The 16,415-nt window shown below is 36.1% G+C and carries 22 protein-coding genes; 7 read left to right on the forward strand and 15 right to left on the reverse strand.

Going from position 1 to position 16,415, the window contains the following annotated elements; all coding sequences use genetic code 11:
- Positions 1–36: 36 nt before the first annotated feature.
- The 11 genes from BZZ03_RS01045 to BZZ03_RS01100 form a co-directional block, all read right to left on the reverse strand.
- Entirely contained in the window at positions 37–927 is an 891-nt protein-coding gene (locus tag BZZ03_RS01045) for a helix-turn-helix domain-containing protein (protein ID WP_086582106.1), read from the reverse strand.
- A gap of 168 nt (positions 928–1,095) precedes the next feature.
- The gene (nagA, locus tag BZZ03_RS01050; protein ID WP_086582108.1) at positions 1,096–2,247 is read right to left on the reverse strand and encodes an N-acetylglucosamine-6-phosphate deacetylase; all 1,152 of its coding nucleotides are present in this window, start codon (positions 2,245–2,247) and stop codon (positions 1,096–1,098) included.
- Positions 2,248–2,342: 95 nt separating this feature from the next.
- Positions 2,343–3,515: a toxic anion resistance protein gene (locus tag BZZ03_RS01055; protein WP_086582109.1), complete on the reverse strand. Its 1,173-nt coding sequence runs from the start codon at positions 3,513–3,515 to the stop codon at positions 2,343–2,345.
- Positions 3,516–3,524: 9 nt separating this feature from the next.
- Entirely contained in the window at positions 3,525–4,103 is a 579-nt protein-coding gene (locus BZZ03_RS01060) for a 5-bromo-4-chloroindolyl phosphate hydrolysis family protein (protein WP_086582111.1), read from the reverse strand.
- A 960-nt stretch (positions 4,104–5,063) separates the two neighbouring features.
- Complete coding sequence (locus tag BZZ03_RS01070; protein ID WP_086582115.1) at positions 5,064–5,747, reverse strand: TIM44-like domain-containing protein; 684 nt, start codon at positions 5,745–5,747, stop codon at positions 5,064–5,066.
- Between the two features lie 60 nt (positions 5,748–5,807).
- Positions 5,808–6,191, reverse strand: coding sequence for a hypothetical protein (locus BZZ03_RS01075; protein ID WP_086582117.1), 384 nt, complete (start codon positions 6,189–6,191; stop codon positions 5,808–5,810).
- Positions 6,192–6,245: 54 nt separating this feature from the next.
- Entirely contained in the window at positions 6,246–6,614 is a 369-nt protein-coding gene (locus tag BZZ03_RS01080; RefSeq protein WP_233128942.1) for a hypothetical protein, read from the reverse strand.
- Between the two features lie 47 nt (positions 6,615–6,661).
- The gene (locus BZZ03_RS01085) at positions 6,662–6,967 is read right to left on the reverse strand and encodes a hypothetical protein (protein WP_233128943.1); all 306 of its coding nucleotides are present in this window, start codon (positions 6,965–6,967) and stop codon (positions 6,662–6,664) included.
- A 138-nt stretch (positions 6,968–7,105) separates the two neighbouring features.
- Positions 7,106–7,474 carry a TIGR02328 family protein gene (locus tag BZZ03_RS01090; RefSeq protein WP_019291634.1) on the reverse strand — a complete coding sequence of 123 codons (369 nt, stop codon included), beginning with the start codon at positions 7,472–7,474 and terminating at the stop codon, positions 7,106–7,108.
- Positions 7,475–7,521: 47 nt separating this feature from the next.
- Positions 7,522–7,821, reverse strand: a complete 300-nt coding sequence (locus BZZ03_RS01095) for a bacteriocin immunity family protein (protein WP_061413324.1) — start codon at positions 7,819–7,821, stop codon at positions 7,522–7,524.
- 32 nt (positions 7,822–7,853) lie between these two features.
- Positions 7,854–8,138 (reverse strand): DUF1294 domain-containing protein, encoded by a 285-nt coding sequence (locus tag BZZ03_RS01100; protein WP_029343287.1) that lies wholly within the window; start codon positions 8,136–8,138, stop codon positions 7,854–7,856.
- A 267-nt stretch (positions 8,139–8,405) separates the two neighbouring features.
- Here BZZ03_RS01100 and BZZ03_RS01105 point away from each other — a divergent pair, with 267 nt between their 5' ends.
- Positions 8,406–9,599, forward strand: coding sequence for an SAM-dependent methyltransferase (locus BZZ03_RS01105; protein ID WP_019293718.1), 1,194 nt, complete (start codon positions 8,406–8,408; stop codon positions 9,597–9,599).
- Positions 9,600–9,661: 62 nt separating this feature from the next.
- Here BZZ03_RS01105 and BZZ03_RS01110 read toward each other — a convergent pair whose 3' ends face one another.
- Genes BZZ03_RS01110 through BZZ03_RS01125 form a run of 4 tightly spaced genes read right to left on the reverse strand, consistent with a single transcriptional unit; the run spans position 9,662 to position 11,528 of the window.
- A complete protein-coding gene (locus BZZ03_RS01110; protein WP_019293719.1) occupies positions 9,662–9,997 on the reverse strand; it encodes a potassium channel family protein in 336 nt (111 codons plus the stop codon).
- Between the two features lie 30 nt (positions 9,998–10,027).
- Positions 10,028–10,516 (reverse strand): GNAT family N-acetyltransferase, encoded by a 489-nt coding sequence (locus tag BZZ03_RS01115; protein ID WP_086582123.1) that lies wholly within the window; start codon positions 10,514–10,516, stop codon positions 10,028–10,030.
- Between the two features lie 13 nt (positions 10,517–10,529).
- Entirely contained in the window at positions 10,530–11,027 is a 498-nt protein-coding gene (locus BZZ03_RS01120) for a GNAT family N-acetyltransferase (RefSeq protein WP_086582126.1), read from the reverse strand.
- A gap of 18 nt (positions 11,028–11,045) precedes the next feature.
- Positions 11,046–11,528, reverse strand: a complete 483-nt coding sequence (locus BZZ03_RS01125) for a nucleoside deaminase (RefSeq protein WP_019291641.1) — start codon at positions 11,526–11,528, stop codon at positions 11,046–11,048.
- 219 nt (positions 11,529–11,747) lie between these two features.
- Here BZZ03_RS01125 and BZZ03_RS01130 point away from each other — a divergent pair, with 219 nt between their 5' ends.
- From BZZ03_RS01130 to rsmG, 6 genes are all read left to right on the forward strand, one after another.
- Positions 11,748–12,767, forward strand: a complete 1,020-nt coding sequence (locus BZZ03_RS01130; RefSeq protein ID WP_086582128.1) for an NAD(P)H-dependent glycerol-3-phosphate dehydrogenase — start codon at positions 11,748–11,750, stop codon at positions 12,765–12,767.
- A gap of 23 nt (positions 12,768–12,790) precedes the next feature.
- Positions 12,791–13,717, forward strand: coding sequence for a UTP--glucose-1-phosphate uridylyltransferase GalU (galU, locus tag BZZ03_RS01135; protein ID WP_019291643.1), 927 nt, complete (start codon positions 12,791–12,793; stop codon positions 13,715–13,717).
- A 102-nt stretch (positions 13,718–13,819) separates the two neighbouring features.
- Entirely contained in the window at positions 13,820–14,215 is a 396-nt protein-coding gene (locus tag BZZ03_RS01140; protein ID WP_004258398.1) for a NusG domain II-containing protein, read from the forward strand.
- On the forward strand, positions 14,212–14,742 hold the full coding sequence (locus tag BZZ03_RS01145) for a Gx transporter family protein (protein WP_014025081.1): 531 nt from the start codon (positions 14,212–14,214) through the stop codon (positions 14,740–14,742). Before BZZ03_RS01140 ends, BZZ03_RS01145 begins: the two co-directional genes overlap by 4 nt.
- Entirely contained in the window at positions 14,733–15,692 is a 960-nt protein-coding gene (locus BZZ03_RS01150; protein WP_019291645.1) for a polyprenyl synthetase family protein, read from the forward strand. Before BZZ03_RS01145 ends, BZZ03_RS01150 begins: the two co-directional genes overlap by 10 nt.
- The gene (gene rsmG, locus BZZ03_RS01155) at positions 15,692–16,405 is read left to right on the forward strand and encodes a 16S rRNA (guanine(527)-N(7))-methyltransferase RsmG (protein WP_061413336.1); all 714 of its coding nucleotides are present in this window, start codon (positions 15,692–15,694) and stop codon (positions 16,403–16,405) included. The genes BZZ03_RS01150 and rsmG overlap by 1 nt, the downstream gene beginning before the upstream one ends.
- Positions 16,406–16,415 lie beyond the last annotated feature (10 nt).

Below are 16,415 nucleotides of genomic sequence, written 5' to 3' on the forward strand. Positions count from 1 at the left end.
ACTCTTCATAAGTACTTTTTATTTCTTTTCTATTTTTTATGATGCAGTATGTGCTCTTTTCCTATATTCACTAGGGGATTTTCCATACCAATTTTTGAATTGGCGTGAGAAATGAGAGACATCTTGATATCCTATACATTCAGCAATCTCTTGTATACTCATTTCTGGCTGATTGAGCAAATATTTTGCCTCATTAAATTTTAACTGATTTAAAAATTGTTTGGGCGAAATAAAATACATTTTTTTAAAAGTTTTCAGCATTGTTGAATCACTGATATTTAACGACCTCGCAACATGACTCAAGGACAGTAACTTTCTTCCTTCGTCAACAGGTTGATGAGTATATTTTACAAAATTACTTTTAATAGTTTCAGCAATCATTTTCGCTAAAATAAGATGATTATCTCCGCTTTGTTGTGAAGACTCACAATCACTATAAGAAATCAAATGGATGATCAGCTCCAGTAATAATTTTTCTATTGTAAACTTATCCTGTAAAGAAAACTCTGGCTTATCGAGAATTTTAATATATTCTTGCAAGGTTTTCCGGATTTGGATATGTGCAGCATTGTCTTTATTTAAAAGAATCGAACAATTAGTTATGAGTTTACGTTGCAATTCTGGGTTATCAATATCAAAATGGACGCAAAAATAAGATAAGCCGTCTCCTAAATGACACGAATTTCGATGCAAAAGTCCAGGAGGAAATAAAAGAATATCGCCCTCCTTAAAATCAAAGTGATGTGTTGAAAGCTCCGTGTGTTGGATACCCTCAATAATAAAAAGAATTTCAAAAGCGAAATGGCGTTCCCAATCAACAGACCAACCAGCCGCTACTTTCTGCTTATGTCCGCCAAATAACTTGATATTGTCATTAAACTCCGGCAATTTAGGAATGGTTTTTAACCAATTTGGTGTTGGGTGCATAGCGTCTTCTCCTTATTAACAAGCATTATGACGATAATATTTTACTATATACTCCAAGTCTACCAGAATTTTGGAGACTTTCAAAAGCAAACCAAACTGATTTTCACATAAAAAAAACCAGACATTCTTTCTGGAAGAAGTCTGGTCGATTTATTCATATCATTTTTATTAAGCTTGATATCGTTTTTCACCATCAAGATAAGTTGCAACAAGCTCAAGGTGTTCATCAAGAACGATAAAGTCTGCATCTAAACCTTCTTTGATTTGACCACAAACATCATCAATCTTCGTAGATTTAGCAGCATTCAAAGAAGCCATTTTTACAGCTTCAGCTGGTGTTGCAATTTGCCAATCTACAACATTTTTCACTGCATCTTTGAGCAAAAGAATAGAGCCAGCAAGGTTGCCCCCTTCTTTCAAACGTGCGGCACCATCTTTAACGATTACTGGGAATTCGCCAAGGTAATACTCACCATCGCTTAATCCAGCAGCTCGCATTGAGTCTGTAATTAATACGACATGGTCTGTACCTTTTTCGCGCATCAAAATCTGACATGCTTCTGGACGTACGTGGAAGCCATCACAAATCAATTCTGCATAAGTATTTGGCAAGTTGAAAACCGCACCAACCATACCAGGCTCACGGTGATTAAGACCACGCATTCCATTAAAAGCATGTACCCACATTGTAGCTCCAGCTTGAACTGCTGCAACTGCATCTGCATAAGTTGCATTTGAGTGTCCAAGGGCGATTGTAAAGCCATGTTCTACCGCTTCTTTCACAAAGGCAGTTGAACCTTCACGTTCTGGTGCAATACCAATTTTGATAGGTAAACCTTTGGCTGCTTCACCATATTCAGCAAGTTCGCTATATGAAGGGTCGCGCATGTATTTAGGATTTTGAGCACCTTTAAATTCTTCCGTAAAGTAAGGACCTTCAAAGAAAAGACCACGGATTTTAGCACCAGCTGCTTTATCTACATTTGAACCAATTTCATCAGCGACTTCCAACAATTCTTCATGACTTGCAGTCACAGCTGTTGGGAAGAAACTTGTAACACCTGCTGCTAAAAGTCCTTCACTCATTGTTTGGACGATACCTTCGATTTTACGGTCATTAGTATCTGCTCCACCAAAACCGTGAATGTGTGTGTCTACCAGACCAGGAGCAATGGATTGACCTGAATAATCTAGAATATCAGCTCCAGCTGGAGCATCTGCTGCCCACTTTCCAAATTTGCCGTCTGTGATTTGCAGGAAACCACCTGTTTTCACTTCATAAGGATAGAAAAATTTGTCTGCTTTAATATAGTAAGTCATAAAAGGGTTCCTCCGATACTTTGTATTCTCCAACATTTTAACACTCGGTACTAAAAAAGTCAAGAATTGGTATATATCAATACTTGACTTTTTGCTTATTTTTTATTAGAAAGTTCGAGCAATTTTTGCTTAATTTCATCTTCCATTTTGACCAATTCTTGCTCAGTTTGCTGACGTTTTTGACGTCCGTCAGATTGGATGCGCATAGTTTCTTGAATTGTATCGATAAGATTTTGTTGTGTAACTTTTAATGTTTCCACATCAATAAGTCCACGTTCATTTTCTTCAGCTGCTTCAATCGTTGAAGATTTAAGCATTTCAGAATTCTTACGTAGAAGATCATTGGTTGTTTCTGAAACAATACGTTGACTCGCTAGAGCATCTTTTTGCTTCAATAGAGTCAAGGCAATTGCGACTTGGTTTTTCCACAAAGGAATCGCTGTATTGATTGAGGTTTGAATTTTTTCTGCAAGCTCTTGATTTGTATTTTGAATCAAACGGATCTGGGGAGCTTGCTGAATCGTTAATTGACGCGCCAAACGCAAGTCGTGCGCCCGTTTATCTAAACGATTTTTATAAGCTTCAAGATCGCTTACCTTTTGAACTGCTAAAGCCCCATCATCACCAGCACCTTGAGCTTCTTGACGTGCTGCTGGTAGGATTTCTTGTTCTAGCTCTTCAATCTTAAATTCTGCTCCTGCAATGTAAACATTAAGGGCTTTAAAATAGTTGAGATTTTCATCATAAAGCTTATCAAGCATCTCATTGTCTTGAAGAAGCCCTTGTTGCTCATTATTAAGTTTTGCCGAAATTTTATCAATTCCAGCACCAATTTTTTGGTACTTTTGAGTGACTTCAAAGATTGATTTTTTAACTTTTCCAAACATTTTTTGGAAAACACTTTTGTTTTCAGCAACAAGTTCGTTAGGATTTGCTTGTTGGAGATTGTACATCAAATCAGTCAAAGAGCCGCCGACATCTCCTAAATCTTGCGCCTGTACTTTATCCAAAACACTTTGTGAAAAAGCTGAAATCTTATCTTGCGCATTTGCCCCATAAGCAATCACAGACTGTGAGCTATTCTCATCGAGTTGTTTAGCCAGTTCCTTCGCTTTTTCACGCTCTTCTGGACTTAGAGCATCTATCGCGCGCAAAGAAGCTCTTTGATGCATATCAACAAGTTCTGTCTTTTGAGTTTCAGACAGCGCTTCTGCTTCTTTCACGATTTTATCATCATTAATTAATTCATCTAAAATAGGGTTTTCCATTCTCACTCCTTAATCAAACTTTACTTCATGCTTAATAACATTGACATCATCCATCAAAACTTCATGATAATTTTTCGAGATATTTGTTGCCAGTGTCTTAATCAGAAGCAGTGTTTCATCCATATCACGACTAACATCATCAGACTTAACAGATTGTTTTTGCATTTCCAGATATTTCTCTGTTAATTTTACCATATTGGGCAAATCTTTATAGAGAAAATCATTCTGTTTTGTCAATTGTGTTGGGTTTTGCACGATATGTTTGAAGAGGAGTTTACTTGCTTCAAGGCCACCTGTGACAGATTCCACAACTTGTAGCTCGTCATTTTTCTTCGTATTTGCTTCCCATTTTTCAATGTTTTCTTTAGCATCTGCTAAAGTGTCACGAAAAATTTCGATGTCACTCTCAGAAAGTCCTGCTTCTTGATAGCGTTGTATATTTTCTTTACGCGGTGGTTTTTTTGCTGTTTTATTCTTTTTATTCGATTTGTTTCTCATTAAGCTAATCAGCCAAAGTGCCACTAGTAGAATTAGAATTGTTCGTATGAATCCATGCATTCCACCCATCATCATTCCTGTCATATGCATTTTTAGCCTCCATTCTTGTTTTCCTGTTATAACAAGCTTTCTTTACTTATTTCATCAGCCAACTGGCTATACTTTAATTTTATCATATTCTGAAGGAAACTTTTCAGACTTTCGTATGATTTCTAATTTGAGATAAGAGTGCTTATCGTAAGATTATAAGCTCGATTTTTGAAGACTGAAGATATAATTTTTCGTAAGAAAAAAAAGAGAAAAAAGTTTTTTCATTCCTTTTTCTCAAACATATCTCTTTTATACTTCTTTATTTGTGGTCTGGCTTGGTTTCTGTGTTCTTTTAGGCAGTGAAAAGTAAAGATTGAATAGTAAAACAACAGCAATTACGAGGGATACATAAGGATTGCTGTTGTAAAATATAAAATTTATTCCAATAGCAATAAGTGAAAGTAACGTGATCAATAGGTTAATATGTTTTTTAGTCATGAATTAGTGTTCCTTTTATTTTGAGAGTTCATCACACTTTAGTGAAAAAACTGAAAATTCAGCGTAAATTTTAAGAAAGAGTATCGTTCGTTTCATTCTCTTTTAAGGTTGAAAGGGCGTACTGTGAAATGCAAATAATTATTACAAAACCTATAATTTTAAGCAAAAGACTTAATGGCGCAAATAAGTACAATAAAATTATTGCTACTATTTCACAACTATAAATAATAAATTTCATGATTTTTTTCCAATCTTTTTAATAACTCTGAACACCTAGAGATGTTCGTTTTTTTATTTTATAAGGATTTTTAGGATTTGCCATTACATAGAACTACCTCCCTAGAAAAGGAGTTAATACTTCCAATTATAACATCAATAAATGTAACTATCCTTTTTCACTCGTAGAAACATTTCAATGTGTAAAAGTGATGTACAGCACTCATATTTATTAGAACACTACTTTAATCAAGAGGTGCATGATAAAAATGTAAACCTCAAGTAAATATCTCGAAAATAATAGTTTTAAATCTTAAATTCCTTAATCTTATCAACCTTCATTCCTTCTTTATCAGTAACAAATGTCCATCTTTGTTTAAATTTTTGTTGATAATTGGGAAGACCTTTTAGTATTTGTTGAGTATCCTTATCTATTACGTAATCAACAGCTTTAAAAGATATATCTATCTCGAAAGTGTTAGATTTTTTCCAGTATAGGCGACTGAGTCCTTCGATTTCAATATTTTCTGTGTGATTTATTTTTCGCTTATCTAAGTAGCTTAACAAAGTTTTAGTATGCTTGGTATAAAGTTTTTCGCTATATAACTGCGATACTCTTGATATATCCTGTGTATTCCAAGCATCTTGAATAGATAAGAACTGTTTCTTTATGGCATTAGAAAGTTCCATATCATCAATATGAACTCCCTCAGTATATATTTCCTTAGGTTTAATAACTGCACTAATAGCTATGATAATACCAAGACCTACAAGAGAAAGCATAAGCTTTACTTTATTTGATATACCACCTTCCACACTTGATGGTGAGTTATTACTAGTGTGAATGCCTCCAGTCCCTCCATGGAAACCTCCACCACCCGTAGTTCCACCTCCATGGAAGCCCCCAGCTAATGCCAGAACATGGGGAGCAAAGATGATGAAGAAACTCATTACTAGAAGAGCAATAAATATTTTTTGTTTTTTTATCATTTTTTTATTCTAGAAGCTCAATCAGTAAAGTGATACGATACATATATAGAACCTTTATAGCTAAGAGATATCAAATCCATTTCTCTTAGCATTATAACTCATTATGAGTTGAAGCAATTTTTTATACTCAAGCTCTGGCATATCGTAGGGGATCTTGAGTGACCCTTTTCCAAATTCAAGACCATAATCAGTAAAATCGTTTTCTTCCATACCTTGTGTTCCATAAATACCTAACCAGCCCTTATTAGCCATTAGTAAAAAAAGTTGTTGTGTCGCTTTCTTGGCCTGTTTAGGGTAAAAACCTGGCATTGCATAAGAAACACGTTCTTGCACATCAGGATAGATAGTATGGACCAACTGTCGTGTAAGTCGCATTCTCGCAAGTTTTTCTTCACTTAAGTCATTATCATTAAAGTAAGCTTCAAAAGGTTGTGCTTTTTTCATTTTAATTTATTCCTTCCACAACTTCTATTTCATAAGTAATTGTTAATACTATTATTAATCCTTGACACTCATTCCACTGCCAATCCAAGTCAAGATTCCTCCAACAAAGCCTAAAAATGGAAACAATCCAAATATTCCGCCCAAGATAAAATAAAAACCTGCACGCCTAGTATCTTTTTCTGTTGAAGATTTACGGTCAACAACCCCCATAATAATCAAAATAATACTAATAATTACTGTTACACCAAACATACCTAATAATAATTGAAGATTCCAGTTCTCTGGTACGTGTCCGTGAATCCCATTAAAGTATGGATTAGTATTCCAGAAAAGTTGAAAGCCAAAAAGAGACAACACAATGAGGACACTGCCTAAAAAGGCACTCATTACTGCATTTATTAAACTCATTTTTTTATTTTCCATTTTCTCTTCCTCCTTGACTTTCTTGTTTTTCTTTTTGGCTGTGAGCACTAATTTCCTGTAAAATTAACAGTATAAATAAGGTAATCTTCTTTATAAAATTCTACTTTAGTGTCAAGATTCATTTTTTTGACGGCACATCTGTCATAATTTGTTTTACCATAAACAGATTTTGCTAATCGTTCCAGATCTTTGGTAGAAGCATTTTTGATATTTATCATAGGAGTGCTTAAGGCATCCCATGATAAACTCGAACTGTCCTTATCCTGCTGAATCTTAGCGCCTCGCATCTGTGGATCGTTAATAATGTCCGTAATATTTTGTTGGCTATACATTTTGGCGCTTATATCCGTCAATGCAAAAGAACCCAACACTAATAAAAGTGGGCTGAAATAAATCAATAGGGCAGCAACTAGGATTATCAAAAGAGAGCGAATAGATACTGAAATTTTTGCACTTGTTTTTTTAATTTTAATAATATAACTCCTTATAATTTAGAGTTCAATCAGCACATTTTTAGCCTTTAAGTTATCCAGGCATTCTATCAAATAATCTACATTATGCTCTGGATAAATAGGAACAGTCAAAGACATAGTCTCCAGTGACTCATAACTTGAACAATGGTTTCCACGGTACAAGGGACTTTCCCATTCCTTAGCCGGTTTGTATCCTCTTCGCTTCATTTCCTCCATAACTTGTTGATGATATTGAAATAATTTATAGGGTGAATAATCAAAAACATAATTTACAGTCGCGTGTGGCTTGCCCCAGCCTCTCCCTCTCAAAGCACAGCATTCTCTGTGCTGTCCAAGCAATTGCATCCGCGGAAGATGCTTTATTAAATCTTCGTGCCATAACCTCATCTCTCATCTCCTTCTTCCAGATTATTATTCCTCCTATTTTAGATCAATCATAAAGGTCGATTTATCCCCAGCGGAACACTTCCAAAAGGCAAAATTTCATAAAGCCTTTCAGGAATTTGTTGACTAAATTTTCTTGCATTTGGCGATAATTTTCCGTTTAAGGCAAGCAAGGTAAAGCTCACTTGAATACGTTGAACTATCTGCGGGACATAGTCACCGCTCTCTATCAAGTTTTTCGCCTTAGTCAGTACTTCCCGTTCTTGGATCGTCAAGGATTCGTCCAATATTAATCGATAAATATCGTTTAAAATCTGTTCTTCACGTGCGGATAATTTTACCTTTTTCATAAGTGAACTCCTTTTGAAAAGCCTGTTTTGATTTATTTGAGCAAGGTTTTAAAAATCAGAACCACTAAAATTAAATCAATAGCCAAGCCAAGATACCATGAAACGATAAAATATGTTTTTTGTGTTTTATGTCGACAAATTTTTCCACCTAGAAATGCGCCTAAACCACCGCCCAATATTGCCTGGGAAATAAGCACCTTCTCAGGAATCCGCCACAAATGATGTTGCGCCTTGTATTTGTCAATAGCATAAAACAAAAAGACAATAATGTTCCAAATAATAAGTGCTGTTAAAATAAGAAGTCCTGTTGTTGTCATTGTTATCTTTCTGTTTTTAAATTTATTTTTAAGAAGTTTTAAATACCAATGGTTAATCGCTTCATTCATTGGGTGATTTAAAACTTTTTATCAATTTAACTCATCTTTATGCTATTCATTATATCACTTGCTGGGCTTGAAGTCATAACAGACTATCAAATAAATGAAGCACTTAACCTCATTTATCTGTAAAATTTAACTATTTGACATTCAAAAAAACTCGGAGTATAGTTTTATCTATAGCAAAGTTAGAAAAGGGGAAATAACTTGGTATTTGAAAAAACAGTATTAAACAAAGCTCTCGCCTCTGCCTTTGATATTCCAGTAAAAGTAACTTACTGGGATGGCAAAACAGAGAAATATGGCGATGGTGAAGCTCAAGTACACATCATTTTCAATAAAAAATTCGCTTTTAGCGATTTAGCATCCATGCCTACTCTGGTTCTTGCTGAAGCTTACATGCACGATGAAATCGAAATTGAAGGAAGTATTCAAGAACTTGTCGCTTCCGCTTATCGTAAAGCAGATAGCTTTTTAACAAATCAATCAGGCTTCGGAAAATCCATTGTTGAGCTCTTGGGCAATCACTCCCAAAAGCAATCGAAAAAGGATATTCATCAGCACTATGACATTGGGAACGACTTTTACAGAAAATGGTTGGACCCAACGATGACTTATTCTTGTGCTTATTTTGAAAATGAGAATATGACACTGGAACAAGCACAAATCGCTAAAGTACATCATATCCTTGACAAGCTCAACAGTACACCTGGCGGACGTTTATTAGATATTGGTTGTGGCTGGGGAACATTGCTCTTTACCGCTGCACAAGAATACGGCTTAGAAACTGTAGGTGTTACTCTTTCTGAAGAACAATACAACTATATCGTAAATAAGGCAAAAAAACTCGGACTTGAGGATAAAGTCAAAGTCTTCCTTACAGATTATCGTGATCTAAATGAAGGAACCTTTGATTATGTAACTTCTGTGGGCATGTTTGAGCATGTGGGTAAAGAAAATTTAGAAATGTATTTCCAAAAGGTTTATGATTATCTCAAACCAAATTCTCGTGCCCTCATCCATGGAATTACTGGTCAACATCGTGGAGCAGGTGTTGATCCTTTCATCGAAAAATATATCTTCCCAGGAGGTTATATTCCAAACATCGCTGAAAATGTCGAACACATTATGACTGCAAAATTACAACTTGATGATTTGGAACCTTTACGTCGTCACTATCAAAAAACACTAGAAATCTGGAACGAAAACTACAGTAAAGTTTTTGTAGATGTTGAAAAGGAAATGGGCCGTCCCTTTGCTCGCATGTGGACGCTTTATCTTCAAGCTTGTGCCGCTAGTTTTGAATCAGGGAACATTGATGTGGTTCAATATCTTTTAACAAAAGGGCCTTCAGGTGTTGGTCTTCCAATGACTCGTCAGTATATGCTCCAACATCATTAAACGTTTATGAATATTAAAAGAAAAAAACAGTTGTCAAATACAACTGATTTTTTTTTGCACATTTATTCTTTGTGCTTTTGTTTGGAATATATAAAGGCCTTGGCAATAACAGAGATGAACATAGCCATGATACCTAAACCAACCGTAGCATAGATCATTGTAAATATTTTACCTGTTGTAGTTATCGGATATAAGTCCCCGTATCCTATCGTTGTTAAGGTCATAAAACTTAAATATAAGGCATCGAGAATGCTAAATTTTTCTACTGTTGAATAAAAGATAGTTCCACTCATCAAGGTTGTTGCCATTAAGAAAAACAAAGCTTTAGTATCGTCCTTTTTTAAGATAAAACTAAAGGAAGTGAATAATTTTTTGGTCGCAATTAGTAAGGATAGCACAGAAACCTTCTTTCTAAATTTATTATAAGCTTATTTCCAAATAAGAAGTTCTGACTCTGTAGTAACATCCCCAAACTTATCCGAAAAATCTTTAAAATGCACTGCACCTAACTTTGTATAAAGGCTTCTTGCATTTTCATTATTTTTAAGAATTGCAATGGTAACTGTCATTTGGGCTTCTTTTGCTTGCTGCAACACCTGTGACAATAACTGAGTCCCCACCCCTTTTCTTTGAAACTTCTGGGAGATGTGAAGGGAATCAATGTACAAGTTACCTCTCTGGTCGCTACTTTCTGAGTAAGCAATGAAACCTGCAACATTATTTTCTAACTCTTTGACGAGAATATGTTGTGAAGCTTGTGCAAGAAATTGCTCCCAATTTTTCTGAAATGTATCATATTCTAAACTTTCTAAATAAGTAGGAGGCAAGATACTTTCATATGTCGTTTGCCAATTGTCTACGTTAATATGTGCTATTTCTTCTAAATCAGAATAATGTGCCGGACGAATCCTTGTCATCTTCTTCTCCTTTTTATTTTAAATAATCTTTTTTCAAAAGACCCATAAAATGACTGTCGTGGTAACTTCCAGCTGCAAAGAAATGTTCTTTCATTGTTCCTTCAATTTTGAACCCAACTTTTTCATAGATATGAACAGCAGGAGCATTATCAACATCAACCCAAAGATAAACTTTATGCATGTTTAATACTTTAAAAGCATATTCTAAGGCTTGGTGAAATGCTTCTTGTGCCAAGCCTCGACCAGAATACTCTTCTGTAATGATAAGCTGTATTTCGCAACTACGATGGATGAAGTTGATTTCCATCAATTCTACTATGCCCGCAAATGCACCATCCACATCTACAACAAAACGACGTTCATCCATACTATGAATGTGCTTATCATATAGAGCCGTTAATTCATCTAAGGATTCGTAAGGTTCTTGAAACCATAAATGCATAGTTTTAGCTTCATTGTTGATGATATGAATATTTTTTAAGTCTGTTCTTTCTAGTGCTCTGATTTTCATTTTAGAATCTCCTTGCTTTTATTTCCAATATCCTTCATGAACTTTTCTAGCTTTTTCCTCTACTTCTGGAAAGGGTCCGATAATCTGTATGAGCTTTTGTCCGCGATCAATAATCTGTTGCGCAGGCAAATCAAAAGTGGGATTTTGTTCATTGTCTCCTGTTAGTTCTAACAAACGTTTTTCAGTTAGAGCATAAACGATAGTTCCAATATTCCCCCAATAAATAGCTCCGGTACACATTGCACAAGGTTCCGCTGTAGTATAAAGTTTACATTGCCACAAAAATTCTTTGGAATAAAGCTTGGAAGCTTTTGCAGCCAAACTGGTTTCTGCATGTCCCGTACAAATCTGTTCTGTAATTTCAATATTTTCTTGTTCTAGGAGAATATTTCCCTTGCTATCTGTCAAAAGTGCACCAAAAGGAGTATTCCCATGATTGCGAGCATTTTGGGAAATCTCCACACAGCGTTCCAAAAGCGCAATATGTTTTTGTCTTTGCATATTCACCTTCCTTATCTCATAATAAAATAGTTAGACTTTATTATACAATGAACCCGCTGTAAATAAAAGCGTTTACTGTATTATTGACATCTTTTAAGCAAAATTTCTTTTTTGTTTTATTTTCTCACTTGGGTTTTCAGTGAATTTTAATATAGATTATGGTAAAATGAGGATGTATTGGGCTTTTATAAGCTAGGATAAATTAGTAAAGGAAAAAATATGAATCCACAAAAAATTGCCGTGCTCGGCCCTGGATCATGGGGAACTGCTCTTTCTCAAGTTCTTAATGACAATGGACATGAAGTTCGTATTTGGGGAAACAATGTTGACCAAATTGCTGAAATTAATGAAAAGCATACCAACGAACGTTACTTCAAAGGGATCACTTTAAATCAGAAAATTTCTGCTTATACCGATCTCGAATTTACCTTGTCTGATGTTGATGCTATTCTTTTCGTTGTTCCAACAAAAGTCACACGTTTGGTTGCTCAACAAGTCGCAAAAGTTCTTAAACATAAAGTGACAATCATGCATGCATCTAAGGGGCTCGAACAAGGGACCCATGAACGTATTTCTTCAATACTCGAAGAAGAGATTCCAGAAGAATACCGAAGCGAAATTGTTGTGGTTTCTGGTCCTTCGCATGCCGAAGAAACAATTCGACGTGATATTACCTTAATCTCTGCTGCTTCAAATGATTTAGAGACGGCTAAATATGCCCAAGAAATTTTTTCTAACGATTATTTCCGACTCTATACCAATACGGATGTTATTGGTGTAGAAACAGCGGGTGCTTTGAAAAATATTATTGCAGTCGGTGCTGGGGCTTTACATGGTCTTGGTTTTGGTGATAATGCTAAAGCAGCAATCATCACGCGTGGCTTAGCAGAAATTACCCGTTTAGGTGTTGCTATGGGCGCTCAACCGCTTACTTATAGCGGCTTGTCTGGTGTAGGTGACTTGATTGTTACGGGTACATCAATTCACTCACGCAATTGGCGAGCAGGTGATGCTCTCGGTCGAGGTGAGAAGCTTGCGGATATCGAAGCAAATATGGGAATGGTTATCGAAGGTGTTTCAACAACTAAAGCCGCTTACGAACTCGCACAAAGTATGCATATCGATATGCCCATCACTGAGACAATCTACAAGGTGCTTTATGAAAATATGGATGCCCGTGAAGGCATCTTAGACATTATGCGCCGTGAAACACGTACCGAAAACGAATTCAGTATCTAAATCAAAAGGAGCTAATTTTTAAAATGATTAAAACAAACCCAAAACAAAAAGTAAGAAAAGCAATTATTCCCGCAGCCGGTCTGGGTACACGTTTCTTGCCTGCTACTAAAGCCCTTGCTAAAGAAATGTTACCTATCGTTGATAAACCAACAATTCAATTTATCGTTGAAGAAGCCTTAAAATCAGGAATTGAAGATATCTTAATCGTTACAGGTAAAGCTAAACGTCCTATCGAAGACCACTTTGACTCAAATATTGAGTTGGAACAAAACCTTAAAGAAAAAGGTAAAACAGAGCTTTTAAAATTAGTTGAAGAAACAACAGATATCAATCTTCACTTTATTCGTCAAAGCCACCCAATGGGGCTTGGACATGCGGTTCTTCAAGCAAAAGCCTTTGTTGGCGATGAACCATTTGTTGTTATGCTTGGTGACGATCTTATGAACATCATGGGAGATGGTACACCACTCACAAAAGAATTAATTTCTGACTATGAGAAGACACACGCTTCAACAATCGCTGTAATGAAAGTTCCACATGACGATGTGGACAAATATGGTGTTATTGCTCCAGAAGGTGAAGTTTCTAAGGGTCTTTACAATGTTGCAGAATTCGTCGAAAAACCTGCTGTTGAAGATGCTCCTTCTGATTTGGCTATCATCGGCCGCTACCTCTTAACTCCAGAAATTTTCCAAGTTTTAGAAAAACAAAAACCTGGTGCAGGTAACGAAATCCAATTGACGGATGCGATTGAAACTTTAAATAAAACACAACGCGTTTTTGCACACGAGTTCACTGGCAAACGCTATGATGTCGGCGATAAATTTGGTTTCGTTGAAACAACTATCGAATATGGTCTCAATCATCCACAAATCAAGGATGAATTACATGATTACATCATCGCTAAAGCAGAAGAACTTTTAAAATCTGAAAGCAAAACTGAAAAATAATTCAAGGCTGTCCAGCATTTGCTTGGGCAGCTCTTCTTATCCCCTTTTTCCTTGTAAGAACAAATCATTCCGAACTTCTTATTTTGCCTAAATTATGCTATCATGGAGGGGATGAAATTTTTCAAAGAAATCAAGATTAAAGCTCTGGATATTATCATTATTCTTGCCTTATTTTGTGCTTCTTTTTCTGTTTTTTTTCTCCTGCCTCACAATAGCTCTGGGACAAAGGCCCAATTACGTGTGCAAGGGAAAGTGATTAAAACATTTGATTTAAGCAAAAATCAGCGCTGGACTTATCGCTCTGAGGATGGGGATTACAATGAAATAGAGGTAAAGGATGGAGCGATTGCTGTTGTTAAGGCTTCTTGTCGCGATCAAATTGATGTGCAACGTGGCTTTATTTCAAAAGTTAACGATACTATCGTTTGTTTACCTCATGATTTAGTCATTCAAATCATTGGAGATCAATCAGAATCTGGAGTGGATTATAGCGGATGAATGTAAAAGAAAATATTTATATAGCACTTCTCACTGCAGTAGCTGTTGTTATGGGCATTTTTGAGAGCTGGATTCCCTCCTTCTTCGCTTTTGCTCCGGGAGCCAAAATTGGCCTAGCTAATCTGGTAATGATTATTGCCATTTTCACCTTAGATTGGCGAAAAGTTTGGACAATGCAAGTCTTGCGCTTGCTAATTACTGCCTTATTCACAGGTGTTTCTGTGGTTATCTACTCTGCGGCAGGAGCTATTTTAAGCCTCTTAGCCATGTACCTCATGAAGCAACTAGGACCCAAATGGGTCTCTCTCATTGGCATTTCTGTTGTCGGAGGCTTCTTTCATAATCTCGGACAACTGCTTGTTGCTTCGCTTATTACAGGTACAAGCTCCGTAATGCTTTATTTACCATGGCTCTCTTTTTTCGGTATGCTCGCTGGTTTTGCCATCGGTGTTGGTGGAAACCAAATCATTCAGCGTGTAGCACCAATACAGTTATTATTTATTAAAGAAAGTAAAAAATGGACGTAAAAAATACAATTTGGTCAGAATATCCAAAATTAGAATCTTCCTTAGTCAAAGTTCAAAAGCTGATGAAGCAACAGGTTGGCATCAAAAATAAAGAAATCAAGTCAGCCATTTTTGACCTGTTTGATGCAGGTGGAAAAATGCTACGTCCGGCTTATTTATTAATGTTTGCTGATTTCACTGCTATGGATAATAAAAGTAAAATCGCACTTGCTGCAAGCGTCGAAATGCTGCACACTGCAACGCTTATTCACGACGATATTGTTGACCAAGCAGATACACGTCGCGGTGTCGAGACTCTCTCGAAAAAATACGATCCGTCAATTGCTGTTTATGCTGGCGACTATCTTTTTGTAGCTGTTTTTAAACTTTTGTCAAAATATTCTTTTGATTTGCCAAATTTAACAAAAAACATCGGATCTATTGAACGCCTTTTAGGCGGAGAACTTGGACAACTCAACAAACATTTTGATTTTGAGCAAACGCTCGATGATTATATTCAAAATATTTCTGGAAAAACTGGCGAACTTTTTGCTATGTCATCCTCAATCGCTCCTTTAATTATGCAAGATGTTCACTTATCTGAACTCTCCTATAATATTGGGATGGACATTGGAATTGCCTTCCAAATTATGGATGACTATCTTGATTATGCTAGCGACAGTCAAACCCTGGGAAAACCTGTACATGAAGACATCAAGCAAGGTATCTTTTCTGCACCCGTTCTTTTTGCTTTAGAGATCGATCATCGTCATGTGAAATCTTTGATTCAAAAAGAACAATTTGAAGAAGTTTACAGCTTCATTCAAAGTTCTGGAGCGCTGACTAAAACTAAAGAGTTGGCCCAATATTATACTAATCAAGCTCTCAATCTAATTAATAAGCTCCCTGAGGGCCAAACACGTGATAACATTAGCAGTGTTACAAGAAAACTTTTGGAACGGAATTTATAATGAACCCTGAAGAATTTTATGCGCAACTTGAAACTTTTGACCTTTTCTTAAATGATCAACAAAAAGAACAATTTGAACGCTATTTTGAGCTTCTCGTTGAGTGGAATGAAAAAATTAACCTTACGGCAATTACAGAGAAAAAAGAAGTCTTTCTCAAGCATTTCTATGATTCAATTGCACCGATTCTCTACAAGCTCATTCAAAATGAACCCTTAAAAATCCTTGATATTGGTGCCGGGGCAGGCTTTCCTAGTTTACCAATGAAGATTATTTTCCCAGAGCTACAAGTAACTATTATTGATTCGCTTAACAAGCGCATCAACTTCTTGTCTCTTTTATCAAAAGAGTTGCACTTAGAGAAAGTGACTTTATTGCACGGTCGCGCTGAGGATTTTGGACAAAATCCTCTCTACCGCGCTCAATTTGATATTGTTACAGCACGCGCAGTTGCGCGTCTCAGTGTACTCTCTGAACTCACTATTCCTTTTCTTAAGAAAAATGGCCATCTCTTGTCACTCAAAGCGGCTAAATTTGATGAAGAACTTTCGGATGCTAAACATGCAATTGCCGTCTTAGGAAGCAAATTTATCGAACAGATTGATTATCAACTTCCAAATGGTGATGAGCGACACATTGCTATTATCGAAAAGAAAAAAGAAACGCCGAAAAAGTACCCACGAAAAGCGGGAACGCCCAATAAAAAGCCACTTTAAAAAGCTCTGG

Origin of the sequence: Lactococcus petauri (assembly GCF_002154895.1) — a bacterium.
In the GTDB taxonomy this organism is placed as follows: Bacteria; Bacillota; Bacilli; order Lactobacillales; family Streptococcaceae; genus Lactococcus; species Lactococcus petauri.

Bases quoted from the DNA above. Each gene is read 5' to 3' on its own strand.
- BZZ03_RS01045 (WP_086582106.1), bottom strand. From the start codon at position 927: ATGCACCCAACACCAAATTGGTTAAAAACCATTCCTAAATTGCCGGAG.
- nagA (WP_086582108.1), bottom strand. From the start codon at position 2,247: ATGACTTACTATATTAAAGCAGACAAATTTTTCTATCCTTATGAAGTG.
- BZZ03_RS01055 (WP_086582109.1), bottom strand. From the start codon at position 3,515: ATGGAAAACCCTATTTTAGATGAATTAATTAATGATGATAAAATCGTG.
- BZZ03_RS01060 (WP_086582111.1), bottom strand. From the start codon at position 4,103: ATGCATATGACAGGAATGATGATGGGTGGAATGCATGGATTCATACGA.
- BZZ03_RS01070 (WP_086582115.1), bottom strand. From the start codon at position 5,747: ATGATAAAAAAACAAAAAATATTTATTGCTCTTCTAGTAATGAGTTTC.
- BZZ03_RS01075 (WP_086582117.1), bottom strand. From the start codon at position 6,191: ATGAAAAAAGCACAACCTTTTGAAGCTTACTTTAATGATAATGACTTA.
- BZZ03_RS01080 (WP_233128942.1), bottom strand. From the start codon at position 6,614: ATGGAAAATAAAAAAATGAGTTTAATAAATGCAGTAATGAGTGCCTTT.
- BZZ03_RS01090 (WP_019291634.1), bottom strand. From the start codon at position 7,474: ATGAGGTTATGGCACGAAGATTTAATAAAGCATCTTCCGCGGATGCAA.
- BZZ03_RS01095 (WP_061413324.1), bottom strand. From the start codon at position 7,821: ATGAAAAAGGTAAAATTATCCGCACGTGAAGAACAGATTTTAAACGAT.
- BZZ03_RS01100 (WP_029343287.1), bottom strand. From the start codon at position 8,138: ATGACAACAACAGGACTTCTTATTTTAACAGCACTTATTATTTGGAAC.
- BZZ03_RS01115 (WP_086582123.1), bottom strand. From the start codon at position 10,516: ATGACAAGGATTCGTCCGGCACATTATTCTGATTTAGAAGAAATAGCA.
- BZZ03_RS01120 (WP_086582126.1), bottom strand. From the start codon at position 11,027: ATGAAAATCAGAGCACTAGAAAGAACAGACTTAAAAAATATTCATATC.
- BZZ03_RS01125 (WP_019291641.1), bottom strand. From the start codon at position 11,528: ATGCAAAGACAAAAACATATTGCGCTTTTGGAACGCTGTGTGGAGATT.
- BZZ03_RS01130 (WP_086582128.1), top strand. From the start codon at position 11,748: ATGAATCCACAAAAAATTGCCGTGCTCGGCCCTGGATCATGGGGAACT.
- galU (WP_019291643.1), top strand. From the start codon at position 12,791: ATGATTAAAACAAACCCAAAACAAAAAGTAAGAAAAGCAATTATTCCC.
- BZZ03_RS01140 (WP_004258398.1), top strand. From the start codon at position 13,820: ATGGAGGGGATGAAATTTTTCAAAGAAATCAAGATTAAAGCTCTGGAT.
- BZZ03_RS01145 (WP_014025081.1), top strand. From the start codon at position 14,212: ATGAATGTAAAAGAAAATATTTATATAGCACTTCTCACTGCAGTAGCT.
- BZZ03_RS01150 (WP_019291645.1), top strand. From the start codon at position 14,733: ATGGACGTAAAAAATACAATTTGGTCAGAATATCCAAAATTAGAATCT.
- rsmG (WP_061413336.1), top strand. From the start codon at position 15,692: ATGAACCCTGAAGAATTTTATGCGCAACTTGAAACTTTTGACCTTTTC.